This is a genomic window from Curtobacterium sp. MMLR14_006 (assembly GCF_001864985.1).
In the GTDB taxonomy this organism is placed as follows: domain Bacteria; phylum Actinomycetota; class Actinomycetes; order Actinomycetales; family Microbacteriaceae; genus Curtobacterium.
In genome coordinates this window covers 144,534-163,508 of record NZ_MJGU01000012.1, presented here as the reverse complement: position 1 = coordinate 163,508, position 18,975 = coordinate 144,534, and the positions used below count along the sequence as shown (strand labels likewise).

Annotated in this window: 15 protein-coding genes; 3 read left to right on the top strand and 12 right to left on the bottom strand. The window is 69.7% G+C overall.

What is annotated here, in order from left to right; translation table 11 throughout:
* Nucleotides 1–80 precede the first annotated feature (80 nt).
* Nucleotides 81–2,813, top strand: a complete 2,733-nt coding sequence (locus tag BIU94_RS04340; RefSeq protein ID WP_071254564.1) for a CDP-glycerol glycerophosphotransferase family protein — start codon at nt 81–83, stop codon at nt 2,811–2,813.
* Here BIU94_RS04340 and BIU94_RS04335 read toward each other — a convergent pair.
* From BIU94_RS04335 to BIU94_RS04325, 3 genes are read right to left on the bottom strand one after another with little or no spacing between them, the layout of a single operon-like run.
* Nucleotides 2,747–3,445, bottom strand: a complete 699-nt coding sequence (locus BIU94_RS04335) for an acyltransferase (protein WP_083404577.1) — start codon at nt 3,443–3,445, stop codon at nt 2,747–2,749. The genes BIU94_RS04340 and BIU94_RS04335 overlap by 67 nt on opposite strands.
* A 38-nt stretch (nt 3,446–3,483) precedes the next feature.
* Nucleotides 3,484–4,197, bottom strand: coding sequence for an ABC transporter ATP-binding protein (locus BIU94_RS04330; RefSeq protein ID WP_071290555.1), 714 nt, complete (start codon nt 4,195–4,197; stop codon nt 3,484–3,486).
* 11 nt (nt 4,198–4,208) lie between these two features.
* Nucleotides 4,209–5,030: an ABC transporter permease gene (locus BIU94_RS04325; protein WP_071254561.1), complete on the bottom strand. Its 822-nt coding sequence runs from the start codon at nt 5,028–5,030 to the stop codon at nt 4,209–4,211.
* Nucleotides 5,031–5,191: 161 nt separating this feature from the next.
* On the opposite strand from BIU94_RS04325, the gene BIU94_RS04320 reads away from it, so the two are divergent.
* The gene (locus BIU94_RS04320) at nt 5,192–6,562 is read left to right on the top strand and encodes a glycosyltransferase (protein ID WP_071254559.1); all 1,371 of its coding nucleotides are present in this window, start codon (nt 5,192–5,194) and stop codon (nt 6,560–6,562) included.
* Nucleotides 6,563–6,582: 20 nt separating this feature from the next.
* Complete coding sequence (locus BIU94_RS04315; protein ID WP_139196296.1) at nt 6,583–8,016, top strand: glycosyltransferase family 2 protein; 1,434 nt, start codon at nt 6,583–6,585, stop codon at nt 8,014–8,016.
* Between the two features lie 81 nt (nt 8,017–8,097).
* On the opposite strand, the gene BIU94_RS04310 is transcribed toward BIU94_RS04315, so the two are convergent.
* The 9 genes from BIU94_RS04310 to ftsZ form a co-directional block, all read right to left on the bottom strand.
* A complete protein-coding gene (locus BIU94_RS04310; RefSeq protein ID WP_139196294.1) occupies nt 8,098–9,573 on the bottom strand; it encodes a hypothetical protein in 1,476 nt (491 codons plus the stop codon).
* Nucleotides 9,574–9,635: 62 nt separating this feature from the next.
* Nucleotides 9,636–13,169 carry a DNA polymerase III subunit alpha gene (gene dnaE / locus BIU94_RS04305; protein ID WP_083404575.1) on the bottom strand — a complete coding sequence of 1,178 codons (3,534 nt, stop codon included), beginning with the start codon at nt 13,167–13,169 and terminating at the stop codon, nt 9,636–9,638.
* Nucleotides 13,170–13,567: 398 nt separating this feature from the next.
* Nucleotides 13,568–14,491: an RluA family pseudouridine synthase gene (locus tag BIU94_RS04300; protein ID WP_071254555.1), complete on the bottom strand. Its 924-nt coding sequence runs from the start codon at nt 14,489–14,491 to the stop codon at nt 13,568–13,570.
* Nucleotides 14,488–15,168, bottom strand: a complete 681-nt coding sequence (lspA, locus tag BIU94_RS04295) for a signal peptidase II (protein WP_083404574.1) — start codon at nt 15,166–15,168, stop codon at nt 14,488–14,490. Before lspA ends, BIU94_RS04300 begins: the two co-directional genes overlap by 4 nt.
* A gap of 2 nt (nt 15,169–15,170) precedes the next feature.
* Nucleotides 15,171–15,872 carry a DivIVA domain-containing protein gene (locus BIU94_RS04290; RefSeq protein WP_071254553.1) on the bottom strand — a complete coding sequence of 234 codons (702 nt, stop codon included), beginning with the start codon at nt 15,870–15,872 and terminating at the stop codon, nt 15,171–15,173.
* A 184-nt stretch (nt 15,873–16,056) separates the two neighbouring features.
* The gene (locus tag BIU94_RS04285) at nt 16,057–16,353 is read right to left on the bottom strand and encodes a YggT family protein (protein WP_071254551.1); all 297 of its coding nucleotides are present in this window, start codon (nt 16,351–16,353) and stop codon (nt 16,057–16,059) included.
* A 68-nt stretch (nt 16,354–16,421) separates the two neighbouring features.
* Nucleotides 16,422–16,997 carry a cell division protein SepF gene (locus BIU94_RS04280; protein WP_071254549.1) on the bottom strand — a complete coding sequence of 192 codons (576 nt, stop codon included), beginning with the start codon at nt 16,995–16,997 and terminating at the stop codon, nt 16,422–16,424.
* Between the two features lie 43 nt (nt 16,998–17,040).
* Nucleotides 17,041–17,766: a YggS family pyridoxal phosphate-dependent enzyme gene (locus BIU94_RS04275; RefSeq protein WP_071254547.1), complete on the bottom strand. Its 726-nt coding sequence runs from the start codon at nt 17,764–17,766 to the stop codon at nt 17,041–17,043.
* An 8-nt stretch (nt 17,767–17,774) separates the two neighbouring features.
* Nucleotides 17,775–18,938 (bottom strand): cell division protein FtsZ, encoded by a 1,164-nt coding sequence (gene ftsZ / locus BIU94_RS04270; RefSeq protein WP_071254545.1) that lies wholly within the window; start codon nt 18,936–18,938, stop codon nt 17,775–17,777.
* Nucleotides 18,939–18,975: the final 37 nt, after the last annotated feature.

Sequence of the window (18,975 nt, the reverse complement as noted above, 5' to 3'; positions counted from 1 at the left end):
GGTCGCGCCGAGCCGCCCTCGAGTTCAGCCCTAAACTATCGCAGCACGTGACCCACGAAGCCAGGGAGCCGATCGAAGCGATGACATCTGCGAGCCGAGCGACACCGCTCATCTCCGTCGTGACCGCCGCCCACGACGTGGCCCGGTACCTCCCGACCCTCCTCCGCTCGATCGAGCAGCAGACGTTCGATCGGGACCGCCTGCAGTTCGTCTTCGTCGACGACGGGTCCACCGACGGAACCGGCGACCTCCTCGACGAGTGGAGCCGCACCTACCCGGGTGACGTGACGGTCGTGCACCAGGAGAACGAGTGGATCGCCGAGGCGCGCAACGCGGGTCTCGGTCGTGCCGTGGGGCAGTGGGTGACGTTCGTCGACGCGGACGACGAACTCGACCCGCGCTACTTCGAGGAGGTCGCGAAGTTCATCGAGCTCCACGGCTCCGACAAGGTCGCGCTGCTCGCGGCGCACCAGCTCGTGCGCGACGACGACGGTGCGCTCAAGGACGACCACCCTTCCCGGAGGCGGTTCGAGAAGGGATCGCGCATCGTCGACATGCGCCTGGACCCGATCGTGCAGACCGGCGTCAACGCCGCGTTCATGCGGCGCGACCTGATCGGGTCTGCCGGCGTCGAGTTCGACGGACGAGTCCGCCCGACGTTCGAGGACGCACACTTCGTCGCACGGTACCTGCTCCGCAACGGACTGCACCGGATCGGCCTGATGGCCTCGGCGAAGTACCACTACCGTCAGCGGGGAGACGGATCCTCCACGATGCAGACGAGTCACGAGGATCGACGGAAGTACACGGACGTCCTCCGACACGGCCACCTCGGACTCCTCACCGAGGCCGAGGCGCTCGGCACCGTCGACCGGTGGGTCGCGAACACCGTCCTCTACGACCTCGTGGGGTACTTCCGGCGTGAGCGCGCCATCCGGTCCCCCTCGGCCCTGGCACCCAGCGACGCGTTCGAGGAGTTCCACGAACTCGCCGCCGAGGTCCTCCGACGGGTCGGAGCGGAGGCAGTGCGGTCCTTCGACCTCCTCCCGGTCGAGTTCGCCGTGCGGCGCGCCATGCTCGTCGGCTACCGATCCGACGCCGACCGGCCGAGCACCGTCAACCTGGCCCAGGTCGACGAGGCCCACCAGCTCGTGCAGTTGCAGTACTGGTTCACCCGTGAGATCCCGGACGAGGACATCTCGGTGGACGGTCACCCCGTCTCCCCCGAGTTCGAGACGGTGCAGGACTTCGTGTTCTACGGCCGCCCCCTCGTGCGACGGCGGATCCTCTGGATCCCGCGGGGTCACGTCACCGAGATGCACGTCGACGGACAGCAGGTGGTCTTCGCCCGCGGCGAGGTGCCGAACCACTACGCCACGCTGACGCGACGACAGCTCGAACCGCAGATCTTGTCGCAACGGCGCAGGGTGGTGGACCCGAACGAGATCGACCTGACGAACCTCCAGCACTTCTGGCGCGGCCTGCGAGCCCGTGCAGTCGACGCACGTCGGTCCGTCTCCGGGACTGCGCTCCGCCATTCCGTGGCCCCTGCCCTCGCACGGACCCGTCGCGCTCGAGAGCGCTTCCGTGACGCCTGGGTGTTCATCGACCGCGACACGGACGCCAACGACAACGCAGAACACGCCTACCGGTGGGTGCGCCGGCACCGGCCGGACATCAACGCGTACTTCGTGTTGAACCGGGACTCGAAGGACTGGGACCGTCTCCACCACGAGGGCTTCCGGATGATCGCGTTCCGGTCACTCGAGTGGGTCCAGCTCATGCTGCACGCGCAGCACGTCGCGTCGTCCCACATCGCGGACTTCGTCACGAAGCCGCTCCCCGCGAAGGTGTTCGGGCAGCCACGCTTCCACTTCACCTTCCTGCAGCACGGCGTGATCAACTACGACCTCTCCCGCTGGCTCAACTCGAAGCGGCCCGGCCTGTTCGTCGTGTCCACGCCGCAGGAGAAAGCCGCGATCGCCGGTCACGGACAGTGGATCTTCTCGGAGCACGAGGTCGTCCTCACCGGTCTTCCCCGGTTCGACGCCCTGCTCGAGAAGAGTCGCTCGACGGACGAACAGCACCGCGACCTGATCCTCGTGATGCCGACCTGGCGTCACTACCTCGTCGGTGCACAGGTCGCCGGCTCGGGCGCCTGGGAACGGGACGACCGGTTCATGGAGAGTCGCTTCGCGAAGGAGTACACGGCGCTGATGTCATCGCCGTCGCTGCGCGACCTCGCGGCCAGGACCGGCAAGAAGCTGGCGCTCATGCCCCACCCGCTCCTGCGCCCGTACCTGTCCGACTTCGACCTGCCGCCGGACGTCGAGGTCCTCGACTTCGCGACGAACGGCATCCAGGACGTCCTGGCGAGGTCGGCCGCCTTCGTCACGGACTTCTCGTCGCTGGCGTTCGACGCCGCGTTCATCGACGTGCCCGTGGTGTACTTCCACTTCGACATGAAGGAGTTCTTCGGCGGCTCCCACAGTGGTCGTCGCGGGTACTTCGACTACGAGCGCGACGGGTTCGGGGAGGTGACCGGTTCGGTCGCCGAGGTGGAAGGTGCGCTCGACCGGATCGCTGCGCAGGACTACCGACCCTCCGACACCTTCCGCGACCGCGCCGCGCGAACCTTCGTCACACGCGACGGCAGGAACGCCGAGCGAGTGATCACCGCGATGGAGTGGCTCACCGGCGGGCCGCGTCACGTCGAACCGACGGCCGCCCTGCGGGCGGACGACGATCAGACGGGCTCTTCGGTCAGCTCCCAGAACGGGGAGCGCTCGACCGTGGACGCGTCCGGCTTGTAGAACGGCTGCTTCAGGGACAGGTGCGGACGCTCCCAGGCGACGTCCCGACGGACGACCCGCGCCGGGGTCCCCACCGCGATGCAGTTGTTCGGGATGCTGGAGGTCAGGATCGACCCGGTGCCGACGACAGACCCGCGACCGACCGACGCACCCCCGAGGACCGTGACTCCGAGGGCCAGCCACACGTGGTCCCCGATCGTGATCGATCGTGACACGTTCACCCGCTGACCGGTCCGGACGTCGAAGATCGGGTGCGCGTCGTCCGCTCGGATCTGCACGTGCGAGGCGATCATGACGTCGTCACCGATCTCGACGGTGGTCCCCTCCGTCGCCGAGATGACGCAGTTCGCCGTCGTCGAGGTGTTGTCGCCGACGATCACCGAGGAGTCCTGGCCGATCCGGACGTTGGCCACGAACGACGGCGCACCGCTGTTCGTCCCGATCGAGAAGAGCCCGTTGTCACAGTCCATGCTGATGACGAGCCGACCGAGCCTGGCGCCAGGGGCGATCCGCACCACGTTGTTCGCCCCACGGAACTCGATCCGGACGTTGCCTCGGCGCGGTCCCGCGTACTCGATGCGGTTCCCGTGGTCGTCGGCGTACTCGGTCAGCTCTTCCAGGACGGTGTGCACCGCATCAGACTAGACGGCAGACCGACAGGGTCCGTGCCTCAGACGGTGGCATCGTACGCCTTGATGACGTCGCTCGTGTTGCCGATCATCTTCAGTTCGCCCTCGTTCAGCCACGCGACCTGATCACACATGTCCTTCACGGTGCCCATCGAGTGGGACACGAGGATGACGGTCCGACCGTCGTCCCTCATCTCCTTGAACTTCGTCTGGCACCGTTTGCGGAACGTCGCATCGCCGACCGCCAGGACCTCGTCCACGACGAGGATCTCGGGCGTGACCGCCACCGCGACGGAGAACCCGAGGCGCACGTACATGCCCGACGAGTAGTTCTTGACCGGCTGGTCGATGAAGTTCCCGACTCCGGAGAACGCGACGATCTCGTCGAACTTCCGCGCGACCTCCTTGCGGCTCATCCCGAGGATCGAGCCGTTCAGGAAGACGTTCTCGCGTCCGGAGAGCTCCGGGTGGAAGCCCGAACCCACCTCGAGCAACGAGGCCTGCTTGCCACGAGCGGTGATCGACCCCTCTTCCGGCCAGAGGATCTTGGCCAGGCACTTCAGCAGGGTCGACTTGCCCGAGCCGTTCTTGCCGATCAGGCCGAAGGTCGACCCGTGCGGCACCTCGAAGGACACGTCCTTGAGGGCCCAGAAGTCCTCGTGCACGGACTTCTTCCCGCTGAGGACCATGCTCTTCAGCGAGTCGTTCCGCTCGTGGTACATGCGGAAGCGCTTGGACACGTGTTCGACGGTCACGGCAGCATCGGTCACAGCAGTTCGGCCAGCTTCTTCTCGTTGCGGGAGAACACGACGTAGCCGAGTGCGAGCGACACGCATCCTGCGAGGGCGCACGCGACCAGGTCGGTCCAGTTCGGGAGGCGGTTGTCGTACATCAGGTTGCGGAACACCGTCGAGAACCGCTCGATGGGGTTGAGCTTGTAGACGTGGATGATCCACGGGTGCCCGGCCTTGTTCGCGGCGTCCTCGACGAGCGACAGCGGGTAGATGATCGGCGACAGGTACATCCACATCTGCAGCGCGATGCCGACCAGGTGCTGCATGTCGCGGAAGTGCACGTTGACGATCGACAGGATGAGCCCGACCCCGGCCGCGAACATCGCGAGGAACACCATCGTGAGCAGGATGAGCGGCAGGAACAGCCAGAAGTTGGATCCGGCGATCGCGAGTGCGATCAACAGCACGCCCATCTCGACGAGCCAGGTGAAGCCGAAGGAGCCGACCGCCGCGAGCGGCAGGGTCATGCGCGGGAAGTAGACCTTCTTGATGAGCGAGCCGTTCGCCACGATCGAGGTCATGCCGGAGTTGATGACGTTCCGCGCGAAGATCCAGGGCAGCAGCCCGCACATGAGCCAGAGCGGGTAGATGTTCAGACCGCTGGGATCGCCCACCTCGAGCCGCGCGCGGAAGATGAACGAGTACACGATCGTGTAGATCAGCATCGTCGCGAGGGGGTTGATCAGCGACCACAGCTGGCCGAAGACCGTGCGACGGTACTTGCCCTTGACCTCGCGCGCGGTGAGGTTCGCCAGCAGTTCGCGCGACGACATGAGCTGGTTCAGGTACGTCATGCTCCGGGTGCTGGCTCCTCCGGAGCGCAGGGACGCTCCTGATCGGATGGGGGACGAGGTATTCTCGCACAGGCTCCGGACGAAACCCCCGCGTCCCGCGGGGAACCAACAGAACGTGTCGAGATGACGAACACTCGGCCAATCGTTTGTAGAGTTGCACAGTGCTCGTCAGCTTCGCCAACCACTCGACGGCGCCCGTCAACCTCGGTGGTGCGGAGCGCTCGCTGTTGCGGTTCGTCGAGGACTGGCTGGCGACCGACCCGACGATGACCCCGACGTTCGTCACGAAGGCGCCTCGCGGCAAGTTCATCGAGGCCCTCGACGAGCGCGGCTGGTCGTACGACGCCCTCCGGTTCCGCGGTTGGGCACTGCCGAGCCCGCAGCCCGCCCCCGCCGCCGAGCGGGCCGCGTTCGCCACCGTCGACTACGCGGCGGTGAACGCCCTCATCCGCCTGTACGAGCGCCAGCGCCCCGACCTCGTCGTCACGAACACGCTCGTGGCCCCGTGGGCGTCCTTCGCCGCAGCGGTCCTCGGCATCCCGCAGGCCTGGTTCGTCCGTGAGTACGGCGACCTCGACCACGGCCTGCAGTTCCAGACCGGACGTGCCGGCGTCCTCGGTGACATCGGGCTGCTGGCCGGTGCGGTCGTGACGAACTCCGAGGCGATGCGCGAGCACCTCGCCCGGTACATCCCGGCGGACAAGCTCTCGGTCGCGTACCCCACCGTGGACAGCGAGCGGCTCCGTGCGACGCGGACCGACGCCCCGGCGGTCACCCCGTTCCCCCAGGCCGACCCCGGACTCCGCATCACCGTGGTCGGACGGGTCGAGGAGTCGAAGGGCCAGCACCGCGTCGTCGACGCGCTCGGCGCACTGCGCGCTCGTGGAGTGACGGCGAGCGTCTGCTTCGTCGGCAGCTGGAAGCACCCCGGCGAGGACCAGCGCCTCACCGACCGCGCCCGCGCCCTGGGTGTCGCCGACCACGTGGTGTTCACCGGCGAGCAGCGCACACCCGCTCCCTACGTCGAGGCCGCGGACGTCTGCATCACCCCCTCGACGATCGAGGCGTTCGGCCGCACCACCGCCGAGTACATGACGCTCGGCAAGGCGGTCGTCGCGACCCGCCAGGGTGGCAGCGCCGAACTGGTCGAACCCGGCGTGACCGGTGCGCTCGTCGACGCCGACGACACCACTGCGCTGACGGACGCCATCGCCGCTTACGCGGCTGACCCGGCATCGGTCAGGAGGCACGGTGCGGCTGCCCCGGACCGTCTCGCCGCCGTCATGGGTGCAGGACACGACAACGCGGCCGCGATCGCGCGGCTCGTCGCCCTGGTCGGCACCGAGGGCTACCGACTCCCCCAGGCCGCGCGCTACTGGTTCGAGCTGCCGGGCGCCTACGCCGCCCTCGGCGCCACGAGCGCCCGGGCCGCTGTCGGCCTGCTCGCGAACCGGGTGCGCACGCGGTCCGGCCTGGTCGGCCGGGTGTTGGCGCGGCCGGGTGCCGCTGTCCGGAAGCTCGTGCGCCGGTGACCCGCGACGAGCGCCGTCCGGTGACGATCGTCGTCCCGATCTACGACGACCTGCCCGGACTCGAGCGCTGCATCGAGGCGCTCCTCGACTCGGTCGACTTCACGACCGACCGGGTGCTGCTCGCCAACGACGTCGGGCCCCGCGTCGACGAGATCGAGGCACGGGTCCTCGAACTGGTCGGCGACCACGACGGCTTCGAGTACACCCGGAACCCGCGCAACCTGGGCTTCGTCGGCAACTGCAACCGCGCCGTCCTCGAGCTCGACCGCACCGGCAACGACGTCCTGCTGCTCAACAGCGACACGGTGCCGCTGCCGGGATTCCTCGACGAGATGACCGCCGTCCTGGCCTCGGACGACACGATCGGCGTCGTGTGCGCCCGGAGCGACAACGCGACCATCGCCTCGTTCCCGTACGCGCGGCGCAACCCGCGGGCGAACCTGTCGCCGCGCCGCACCCGCGAACTGCACGGGCGGACGAAGTACCTGCTGCCGCGTTCGACGGTGTCGCCCGTCGCGATGGGCTTCTGCTTCCTGATCCGCCGCGAGATGATCGATCGCTTCGGCCTCTTCGATGAGCGGTTCTCCCCCGGCTACGGCGAGGAGAACGACTTCTGCCTCCGGATCAACGAGCAGGGGTTCACCTCGGTGCTCGCCAACCGGGCCCTCGTGCTGCACACCGGTTCGACGAGCTTCAGCGGCGACCGCGGGCCGGCCCTCCGGCTCGAGCACGAGCGCATCCTGCTCGAGCGCTACCCGTTCTACGCCGGCGCCGTGGCCCTCTTCCTCGCCCGGCACCGCGACGCCGTCGACGTCTTCGCCGACGCCTTCATGCCGGACGACGACGTGGTCCGGGTCGCCCTGCACCTGCCGGAGGACCTGACGGACTCCGTGCTGGCGTCCGCGCGCGCCACCCTGGCCGCGGCACCGGTGGACGTCGTCGTCACCGTCATCGTGGCGAAGTCGCAGATCCGTGCCGCCCGCCAGGCGTTCCCGGGTGCTGCGATCGCGGTGAACGGACGCCCGCGCCAGATCTTCGACGTGGCGGTGGCGCTCGGCGCCCTGACGACGTTCGGCCAGCTGACGGCGCTCAACGCGAACGCTCCGCGGTGGATCCTCGTCGACCCGGTGGCACATGACCTCCGGTGGTCCCACGCGGTGGCGAACCACCGGGCCGCCGCGATCGACCGCATCCAGCGGCGGTTCGAGAACCAGACGACCACCTGGCGCAGCGGCGAGGACCTGGTGGCACTCGTGCGCACCGCCGCGGCCACCGAGATCGACGTGGAGTCGCTCCGGGCGCGCTGGCTCGCCGTCTCCGACATCGCCGAGGCCACCGGCCTGCTCGTGCACCGCGCCACGGTGTCCCTGCGGCGACTCACGGCGCTGAGCTTCGGCGCCCGGAACCCCCGCGTGGTCGCGCGCATCCGGGCGATCACCGGCCGCGGCGCCTGACGCACCCACCGGACGGACCGGAGGCTCCTCAGGGAGCCGCCCCGGGCCTCCCGGCCGACGGGTCGTGACCGCCTGCGGTCGTCAGCGGCTCGCTGCCCAGGCGTCACGCCACGCCTGTGCGGTGCGCTGGTCCGCCGCGTCGCTGCCGGCGGAGACGTCGGTCGGGTCGTCGAGGTCGGCGTTCACGGTGCCGGACCCGTTGTCGGCACCGGACGGCAACCGGATCTGCAGCGACGCACCCTGCAGGTCGAGCGCACGGAGCGTCTTCGCGAGCTCGGGGAACGACGCGGACGACGGCACGGTGACCCGCACGTCGGCCTGCCCCTCGGCGCTGCTGGGCAGACGGACCACGACCGGGCCGTCCGCATCGAGTGCCGCGGCGATCCGGGCGGCACGGACGAGGGCGTCCGGGGGCGCACTGATCACCAGCTGGGTGTCCGTCTCGACGACGTCGCCCAGGGCGGACTCGTCAGTGGCCAGGTCGACGCGGTCCACCGCCGCCGGCGGGCGCACTGCGCCGACGACGCCGGCCAGCGTCGTCGCCGTGTCGATGTCGGGGACGACGACGCCGACGCGGTCCGGTGCCTCCTCGACGCGCGTGAGATCCGGCTGCGACGCGAGGACGGCGTCCACGACCCGGTCGGCCGCTGCGTGGTCCCCCGCCCCCGTCCGGTGCACGGGACCACCGGAGACGAGCACGAGCGTCCCGTCGGGTGCCCGCGCCTCGACGGCCCTGCGGACGGAGTCGGTGCGGGCGAACGACGTGGCGTGCACGGACACGGACGACGGGGTGATCACCGCGCCGTCGACGTCGGGGACGGCCATCACCTGCGCGGCGAGCCGCGCGATGGCGTCGTCCCCCTCGGGGACGGCGTGCTTCCGCGGCGACCCGCCGGGGTTGAGGTCGTCGTACAGGTCGCGGGCGTCCTGGTCCGTCGAGGACAGCACCCAGCTGGCGTCGTGTTCCGGCCGGTCGGAGTCGTCGGGGACACCCGAGTAGGCCAGCACCGACGCGTCGTCCGAGGTCGAGAGCTCGCGGGCCCGGTGCCACGCCGTGACGAGGTCGTCCGTCGCCGCGGCCCGCAGGGCGATCCGCCACTCGGGGTCGATCTCGCCGCCGGCGAAGCGGTCGTCGTGGCGCACCTCGGCGAGCAGGTCGAGTGTGCGGTGGTTCGGGGTGCGCTTCGCCGCGAGCGGGATCTGGTAGCCGTCCACCACGATCCGGCCCGACCAGCGCAGTGAACCGTTCGTGTGGTCGGCCGCGTACCGGCCCATCTCGTCGACGAGGTCCGTCAGCCGGGCGTCCGACAGGTCGTCGTCGAGGACCGCGGCGACCGACGCCTCGCCGCTGAACGGCAAGTTGTTCGTCCCGCTCCCCGTCACCGCGGCGACGCCGTCCACCGTGCGGAAGTGGTCCGCGAAGTCCTCGCCGGCACCAGAACCCGCGTTGAGGTGGTTCGTGCACCCCGCGGTGGCGAGCACGGTCGCCACCGCGACGACAGCACCGAGGAGCACGGCCGTCCCCCGGCCCACCCGTGCTCGCTCCACTGTGCTCACTTTCCTGTGCTCACTCCCCTGTGCTCACTCCACTGTGCTCGCTTCCCCCACCGCTCGACCGATCAGACCAGGCAGCGGGGGCCGAGCAGGCTCTTCAGCTCGCCGAACAGGTCCGGTGTCAGGTTCACCGGGAACGGCAGCTCGAAGGTGCGGGCGACGTCGTCCTTCAGGAGCTTCAGCCGCACCTCGGTCTCGCCCTGGTGCCGACCGAGGACGGCCGCGAGCTCGGTCACCGTCGTGGTGGTGGCCTGCCGCTCGGGCAGGGACAGGGTCAGCGGACCGGAGCCCATCCCGTCGCCGATCGCCGGCTGGAACATGCTCACCGCGTGCAGCGCCTTGCCGTCGTCACGCACGTTGACGCGACCACGCAGCACGACGATCGAGTCGGCGACGAGGGACGGCCCGAACTCCTGGTACGTCTTGCCCAGGAACATCACGCCGATCTGGCCCCCGAAGTCCTCGATGTCGACGATGCCGTACGGGTTGCCGCTCGACTTCGCCACCCGGTGCTGCACGCTCGTCAGGAGCCCCGCGACGGTGACCGTCTCGCCCTCGATCGAGTCGTCGGCCCCGATGAGGTCGGCGATGGTGATCGACTGGTGCTTGGCGAGCTCGATCTCGAGCCCGGCGAGCGGGTGGTCGGAGACGTACAGGCCGAGCATGTCCCGCTCGAACGCGAGCTTGTCGCGCTTGGACCACTCGGGGCGGTCCGGCACCTGGGACACCGCGGCAGCGGACGGCTGTTCCTCGGCGACCTCGGCGAAGAGCGAGTCGAAGTCGAAGCCGACGTTGCCGTGGGCCTCGTCGCGCTTGACCTTGACCGCACCTTCGACGGCGCCCTCGTGGATCTCGACGAGCGCGCGCCGGGAGTCGCCGAACTCGTCGAACGCACCGGCCTTGATGAGCGACTCGACCGTGCGCTTGTTCGCCGACGAGATCGGGATCTTGCGCAGGAAGTCGTGGAAGGACTCGAACGCGCCCTTCTCCGTGCGCGCCTGCACGATGTCGTCGACGACGTTGAACCCGACGTTGCGGATCGCGCCCATGCCGAAGCGGATGTCCTCGCCGACGGCGGCGAAGAAGCCGATGGACTCGTTGACGTCCGGCGGCATCACCTTGATGCCCATCCGGCGGCACTCGTTCAGGTACAGCGCGAGCTTGTCACGGGCGTCGCCGACGCTCGTCAGCAACGCGGCCATGTACTCGGCCGGGTAGTGCGCCTTGAGGTACGCCGTCCAGAAGGAGACGACGCCGTACGCCGCCGAGTGCGCCTTGTTGAAGGCGTAGTCGGAGAACGGCAGCAGGATGTCCCACAGCGTCTTGATCGCGGCCGCCGAGTAGCCGTTGTCCAGCATGCCCTTCTCGAAGCCCGCGTACTGCTTGTCGAGCTCGGACTTCTTCTTCTTGCCCATCGCGCGGCGGAGGATGTCCGCCTGGCCGAGGGAGAAGCCCGCCACCTTCTGCGCGATGGCCATGACCTGCTCCTGGTAGATGATCAGGCCGTAGGTGCCGCCGAGGATCTCCGCCAGGGGCTCCTCGAGCTCCGGGTGGATCGGGGTGATCGGCTGCTCGCCGTTCTTGCGCAGGGCGTAGTTCGTGTGCGAGTTCGCACCCATCGGCCCCGGACGGTACAGGGCGATGAGCGCGGAGATGTCCTCGAAGTTGTCGGGCTTCATGAGGCGCAGCAGACCGCGCATCGGGCCGCCGTCGAGCTGGAAGACGCCGAGGGTGTCTCCGCGCTGCAGCAGGGCGTAGGCCTCGGGGTCCTCGAGGCCCATGGTCTCGAGGTCGAGGTCGATGCCGCGGTTCGACTTGATGTTGTCGAGGGCGTCACTGATGATCGTGAGGTTCCGCAGCCCCAGGAAGTCCATCTTGATCAGGCCGAGCGACTCCGCTGCCGGGTAGTCGAACTGCGTGACGATCTGGCCGTCCTGCTCCCGCTTCATGATCGGGATGATGTCGATGAGCGGGTCGCTCGACATGATGACGCCGGCCGCGTGCACGCCCCACTGGCGCTTCAGCCCCTCGAGCCCGAGTGCCGTGTCGAAGACGGTCTTCGCCTCGGGGTCGGTCTCGACGACCGTGCGGACGTCGACGGCCTCCTTGTAGCGCGGGTGGTCCTTGTCGAAGATCCCGGTGAGCGGGATGTCCTTGCCCATCACAGGCGGCGGCATCGCCTTCGTGAGCTTCTCGCCCATGCCGAACGGGAAGCCGAGCACGCGGGACGAGTCCTTCAGCGCCTGCTTCGCCTTGATCGTGCCGTACGTGACGATCTGCGCGACGCGCTCCGACCCGTACTTCTCGGTGACGTACTTGATCGCCTCACCGCGGCGCCGGTCGTCGAAGTCGACGTCGAAGTCGGGCATCGAGACGCGGTCCGGGTTGAGGAAGCGCTCGAAGATCAGGCCGTGCCGGATCGGGTCGAGGTCGGTGATGCGCATCGCGTACGCCACCATCGAGCCCGCGCCGGAACCACGGCCGGGGCCGACCCGGATGCCGTTGTCCTTCGACCAGTTGATGAAGTCGGCGACGACGAGGAAGTACCCCGGGAAGTTCATCTGGTTGATGATGCCGACCTCGTAGTCGGCGCGCTCCTGGACCTCGGTCGGGATGCCGCCGGGGTAGCGGTACTGCAAGCCCTTCGCGACCTCCTTCTCGAACCAGGTGTGCTCCGTCTCGCCCGCGGGGACCGGGAACTTCGGCATGTAGTTCGCCGCGGTGTCGAACTCGACGTTGCACCGCTCGGCGATGAGCAGCGTGTTGTCGCAGGCGTCGGGATTGTCGCGGAAGACGTGCCGCATCTGCTGCGGGGTCTTCAGGTAGAACTCGTCGGCGTCGAACTTGAAGCGGTTCGGGTCGTTCAGCGTCGAACCGGACTGCACGCAGAGCAGGGCCGCGTGCGACTTCGCGTCGTGCGAGTGCGTGTAGTGCAGGTCGTTCGTGCCGACGAGCGGTATGCCGAGGTCCTTCGCCAGGCGGATGACGTCGCTCATGACCCGGCGCTCGATCTCGAGCCCGTGGTCCATGATCTCGGCGAAGTAGTTCTCCTTGCCGAAGATGTCGCGGTAGTCGGCAGCTGCCTGGCGCGCTTCCTCGTACTGCCCGAGGCGCAGGCGCGTCTGGATCTCGCCCGAGGGGCAGCCCGTCGTCGCGATGATGCCCTCGTGGTACTCCTGCAGCAGCTCGATGTCCATGCGGGGCTTGAAGTAGTAGCCCTCGATCGAGGCCTTCGACGACAACCGGAACAGGTTGTGCATGCCCGTCGTGTTCTCGGCGAACATCGTCATGTGCGTGTACGACCCGGCGCCGGACACGTCATCGCCGCCGCCGTCACCCCAGCGCACACGGGTCTTGTCGGTGCGGTGGGTGCGGGGCGTGATGTACGCCTCGGTCCCGATGATCGGCTTCACGCCGCCGGCCTTCGCGGCCTTCCAGAACTCGAACGCGCCGAACATGTTGCCGTGGTCGGTCACCGCCACGGCGGGCATGCCCTGCGCGGCCGTCTCGGCCACCAGGTCGCCGAGTCGGGCAGCGCCGTCGAGCATCGAGTACTCGCTGTGCACGTGCAGGTGGACGAAGGAGTCGGAATCCGCCACGGAGCCTCCGGTCGAACGGTCTTGCTGCTGGGTCCGACAAGCCTAACCGCGGCTGGGGACAATCCCGCGCGTGTCCCTCGCCCCGGCGCACGAGGTCGCGCGACACGCCGCGGGCCGGCCGCCGGGGTCGCACGGACTGCCGATCGGCGGCGCCGCACGCGGCCGACTGCGCGACCTCGCGGCGCGACGCGGACCACGCCATGTTGCAGCGGACGGGAGGCGCGGGGCGGCGTCGACCCGCGCCTCCCGTCCGGCAGGCGGTCGGGACACGCGCGGGGCGCGACGCCGAGCGGGCACGACGCGCCGTGTGCGGGACGTCCAAGGGGCACGATGTGTCGCCCAGAGGCGCTCCGGACGACACATCGCGCCCTCTCGCCGAGCAGCGACGTCCCCGGCGCCTACGCGGCGCGGATGCGGTCGAGCGCGGCCTGCAGGTCGTCGGGGTAGGACGCCTCGAACGACACCCACTCCCCTGTGCGCGGGTGCGCGAAGCCGAGCCGCACGGCGTCGAGCCACTGGCGGGTGAGGCCGAGCTCCGCGGCGAGCACCGGGTCGGCACCGTACATCGTGTCGCCGACCAGGGGGTGGCGGGTGGCGGCCATGTGCACGCGGATCTGGTGCGTGCGACCGGTCTCCAGGTGCACTTCGAGCAGGGTGGCGGCGCGGAAGGCCTCGAGGGTCTCGTAGTGCGTCACGCTCGGCTTGCCGTCGGCCGTGACGGCGAACTTCCAGTCGCTCGACGGGTGCCGGCCGATCGGGGCGTCCACCGTGCCGGACGTCGGGTCGGGGTGGCCCTGGGCGAGGGCGTGGTAGACCTTCTCGACCGTGCGCTCCTTGAACGCGCGCTTGAGGTGCCTGTACGCGAGCTCGGTCTTCGCGACGACCATCAGGCCCGAGGTGCCGACGTCGAGGCGGTGCACGATCCCGGCACGCTCGGCGGCGCCGGACGTCGCGATGGTGAACCCGGCAGCCGCGAGGCCCCCGGGCACGGTTGGGCCGTCCCAACCGGGCGAGGGGTGCGCGGCGACGCCGACGGGCTTGTCGACGACGACGATGTCCTCGTCGTCGTGGACGACCGTCATCCCGGGCACGACGGCGGGGACGATGCGCGGCGGCTCCTTCGGGGACCACTCGACCTCGAGCCACGAGTCCGCGTGCAGCCGGTCGGACTTGTCGACGGTCACGCCGTCGACCCGCACGCCACCGGCCGCGACGACGTCCGCGGCGAAGGAGCGGCTGAAGCCGAGGAGCTTGGCGATGGCGGCGTCGACGCGCTCACCGGCGAGCCCGTCGGGGACGGGCAGGGAACGGCTCTCGGTCACGTGGCGTCGTGCCCCAGGGTGTCGCGTCGGTCGTGCTGCTCGGAGCGGGAGGCCCGGTCCGGCTCCGGCGCATCGGCTGCCGTCGGCGCGGGTGCGAACGCGGCCCCGCCGTCGAGCGGCGCGGCCGGGTCGGTCCCCGCCGCGGCGGCACGCTTCGTCGACACCGTGCGGGTGCCGTCGAGGTTCACGCCGAGGACCACGAGGAGCACGAAGACCACCATGCTGATGCAGATGAACGAGTCGGCGACGTTGTAGATGGCCGGCATCATCCACGGCGTCGAGATGAAGTCGACGACGTGGCCGCGCGCGAAGCCCGGCTCACGGAACAGGCGGTCGACCAGGTTGCCGAGCGCGCCGCCGAGCAGCATGCCGAGCACGATGGCCCACCACATCGACCGGATGCGGCGGGCGAAGACGATGATGCCCACGACGACCGCGGCCGAGATGACCGAGAAGACCCAGGTCATGTTCACCGCGAACGAGAACGCGGCACCGGGGTTGCGGACGTAGAGGAACTGGAGTGCGCCGCCGAGGACGGGCACGGGTGTGCCGTACGGCAGGTGTGCGACGACGAGCGCCTTCGCGATCTGGTCGGCGGCCACCACCACGACAGCGGCGAAGGCCAGGCCCGCGATCGCGCGGGCACTGACCTTCGCCGGTGAGGTCGGACGGGACAACGTCAGTTGCCGAAGCCCTGCGCCGATGCCGGCGCCGGGGCGAGGCCCGAGGACTGCTCGCCCGAGGAGTCGAGCTCGGAGAGCTGCCCCTGGATGTAGCTCTTGAGCTGCGCACGGTAGTCGCGCTCGAAGGTGCGGAGCTCGTCGATCTTGCCCTCGAGCTGCGTGCGCTCCTGGTCGAGCACCGCGACGCGCTGACGGTTGGTGTTCTCGGTGTCGGCGATGATCTGGCGCTGCTTCGCCTCGGCCTCGGAGACCAGGCGGGCGGCCTGCGCGGTGCCCTCGGCGATGAGCGCGTCGCGCTTCTCGATGCCCTCGCGGACGTGCTCCTCGTGCAGACGACGAGCCAGCGTGAGCAGGTTCGTGGTGCCCTCGGTGTCCTCGTCGGCCGGGACCGTCGACACCGGAGCGGCGGCGGGGGTCGGAGCGGCGGCGACCGGAGCGGGCTCCGGTGCTGCCTCGACCGGGGCGGGCTCGGGCTCGGCGGCCGGAGCGGGCTGCTCGGACTTCTCGAGCGACGGCGCGGGGCTGGCCGACTCGGCAGCCTGCAGGCGCTGACGGAGCTCGTCGTTCTCCGCGGTCAGGCGACGGAGCTCGACGACGACCTCGTCGAGGAAGTCGTCGACCTCGTCCTGGTCGTAGCCCTCGCGGAACTTCGTCGGCTGGAACCGCTTGTTGACTACGTCTTCCGGCGTCAAAGCCATTGCCGTCACCTCAATAGAACTGCTGAACGTGTGGAACCACTTCGGGTCGGACCGAATGTACCAGTCGAACCGGGTGGCGCGGATGCCACGCGGACGCGGCATCGATCCCGACCACCGTACACCGACGGTGGGGCGGAACCGTGCCGCCCGCGCGGCGTGGCGCGTGTCGCGACGACCGCGGTCGTCAGACGACGGCGGCCAGGAAGGGCATGAGCCGCATGAGGATGATCGTCACGAGCATGACGATCGTCCAGCCGAAGTCGAGCGCGATCGGCCCGAGCCGGAGCGGCGGGAGCACCCGACGGACCGCCCGGATCGGCGGGTCCGTGACCGTGTACACGAACTCGGACACCACGAGCAGGCCTCCGCGCGGACGCCAGGAGCGGTTGAAGCTCTGCACCAGGTCGAGCGCGAACCGGCCCCACATCACCAGGAAGTAGAGCAGCAGGACGTAGTACAGGAGGGTGAAGATCGCGGACACGGTGTGGCTCGCTCGTCTCGTGCGAGTGCCGTCCGGGGACGACGCTCAGGGGCGGGTGCGCCTGGGACTCAGGGCTGGGCGAAGAAGTTCGCCTCGATGTCGGACTCTACCTCAGCAGGCTCACCGCTCACTGCGACGTGAGCGGGCGAGAGCAGGAAGACCTTGTTCGTGACGCGCTCGATCTTGCCGAACAGGCCGAGCGAGAGCCCGGAGGCGAAGTCGATCATGCGGCGCGCGTCGCCCTCGGTCATCTGCGAGAGGTTGATGATGACGGGGATCCCGTCACGGAAGCTCTCGGCGATGGACTGCGCGTCCTTGTACTCGCGGGGGTGGACGGTGAGGATCTCGTTCATTTCCTGGACCGGGGTCGCCTTCTGTGCGGTCGTGTTCGCGCGGCGGAGCGGGGTGACCTGGGCGCCGCGCTGGTGGGTGTGCGTCTTCGTCGGGGCCGGCGCGGCGGCAGCCGGAGCTGCTGCGGGCGCGGCGGCCGGGGTCTCCGGAGCGGGAGCGGCGGCCGGGGCAGCAGCCGGAGCGGCCGCGGCCTGCTGGCGTGCGGGTGCCTGCTGCGGCTGCTCGTCCTCGTAGTCGAGTTCCTCGTCGGCGAGGCCGAGGTAGACCATCGTCTTCTTCAGCGGGTTGGCCATGGTTCCTCCGGAGGTGTCTGCTCGTGGATGCCCTGAGTCGAGGCTAGGGCGCGACCGGCCGGTTTCCCGTGATTGCGGTACCGATCCGCAGGTGTGTCGCGCCCTCGGCGACGGCGTCGGCGTAGTCGCCGCTCATGCCCGCCGAGATGTCGGTCGCCGTCGGCTCGAGCGACACCACGCGGTCGGAGACGGTGCGGAGCCGGGCGAAGGCGCGACGCGGTTCCTCGTCGAGCGGTGCGACCGCCATGACCCCGCGCAACCGGATCGTCCCCGTGGCGAGCACCCGGGCGACCATCGCCTCGACGTCGTCCGGCTGGACACCGCCACGGCCGGGGTCGTCCGTCAGGTTCACCTGCACGAACCCGTCGAGGATTCGCGGCGACGGCTCGGCCTCGGTCGGGGCGAAGGCGTCGACGACCGAGTCGCGGTCGAGCGACTGCACCACGTCGGCGTACCGGCGGACCTGACGGGCCTTCTTCGACTGCAGCTGCCCGACGAAGTGCCAGGTGAGCGGCAGGTCGGCGAGCTCCGCCGCCTTCGCCTGCGCCTCCTGGTGGCGGTTCTCCCCCACGTCCGTGACACCCAGTGCGGCGAGCTCGCGCACCAGCGAGGCCGGGTGGTACTTCGTGACGACGACGAGCGTCAGCTCGTCCACCGACCGCCCCGCGGCTCGCGCCGCGTCGGCGATGCCTGCCCTGACGGACGCAACACGCGCCTCCAGTCCGTCGTCGTGGGACGAGGCGGTCTGGAGGCGCGGTTCGGCTGCCAAGGAGACGGTTACTTCAGGAAGTCGGGGACGTCGAGCTCGTCGGCGTCGTCGTCGAAGGCCGGGTCGGCGGCGCGCTGCACCGGCGGCTGGTGCTCCTGGGAGGCCCAGGACGGGCTCGACGTGCTCGAGTCCTCGATCGCACCGGTCGACGCGGCGACGGGGACCGTCGCGCTCGACTCGGGGTCGACGTAGCTCGAGCGACGTTCCTTCTGCTGCGTGGTGGGCTCGCCACCGTCGAAGCCGGCGGCGATGACCGTCACGCGGACCTCGTCGCCGAGGGTGTCGTCGATGACGGCACCGAAGATGATGTTCGCCTCGGGGTGGACGGCTTCCTGCACGAGGCGGGCCGCGTCGTTGATCTCGAAGATGCCGAGGTTCGAACCGCCCTGGATCGAGAGCAGCACGCCGTGCGCGCCGTCGATCGAGGCCTCGAGCAGCGGCGACGCCACCGCGAGCTCCGCGGCCTTGATGGCACGGTCGGCGCCGCGCGACGAGCCGATGCCCATGAGCGCGGATCCCGCACCCTGCATGACGCTCTTCACGTCGGCGAAGTCGAGGTTGATGAGACCCGGGGTGGTGATGAGGTCGGTGATGCCCTGCACGCCGGCGAGGAGCACCTGGTCGGCGGTCGCGAAGGCCTCGACCATGGAGATGCCACGGTCGCTGATCTCGAGCAGGCGGTCGTTCGGGACGACGATGAGCGTGTCGACCTCGTCCTTCAGCCCGGCGACGCCGTTCTCGGCCTGGGACTGGCGGCGCTTGCCCTCGAAGCTGAACGGCTTCGTGACGACACCGATGGTGAGCGCGCCGATCGACTTCGCGATGCGCGCGACGACGGGAGCACCACCCGTGCCGGTCCCGCCGCCCTCACCGGCGGTGACGAAGACCATGTCGGCGCCCGCCAGGGCTTCCTCGATCTCCTCGGCGTGGTCCTCGGCGGCGCGACGGCCGACCTCGGGGTCCGCGCCGGCACCGAGGCCGCGGGTGATCTCGCGGCCGACGTCGAGCTTGACGTCGGCGTCGCTGAGGAGCAGCGCCTGCGCGTCGGTGTTGATCGCGATGAACTCGACCCCACGCAGGCCGAGCTCGATCATCCGGTTGACGGCGTTGACGCCGCCGCCGCCGACACCGACGACCTTGATGACGGCGAGGTAGTTGTGGTTCGTGGTCACGTCAGTCAGGCCTCCGGTCGAACCCTCAACCTCTACT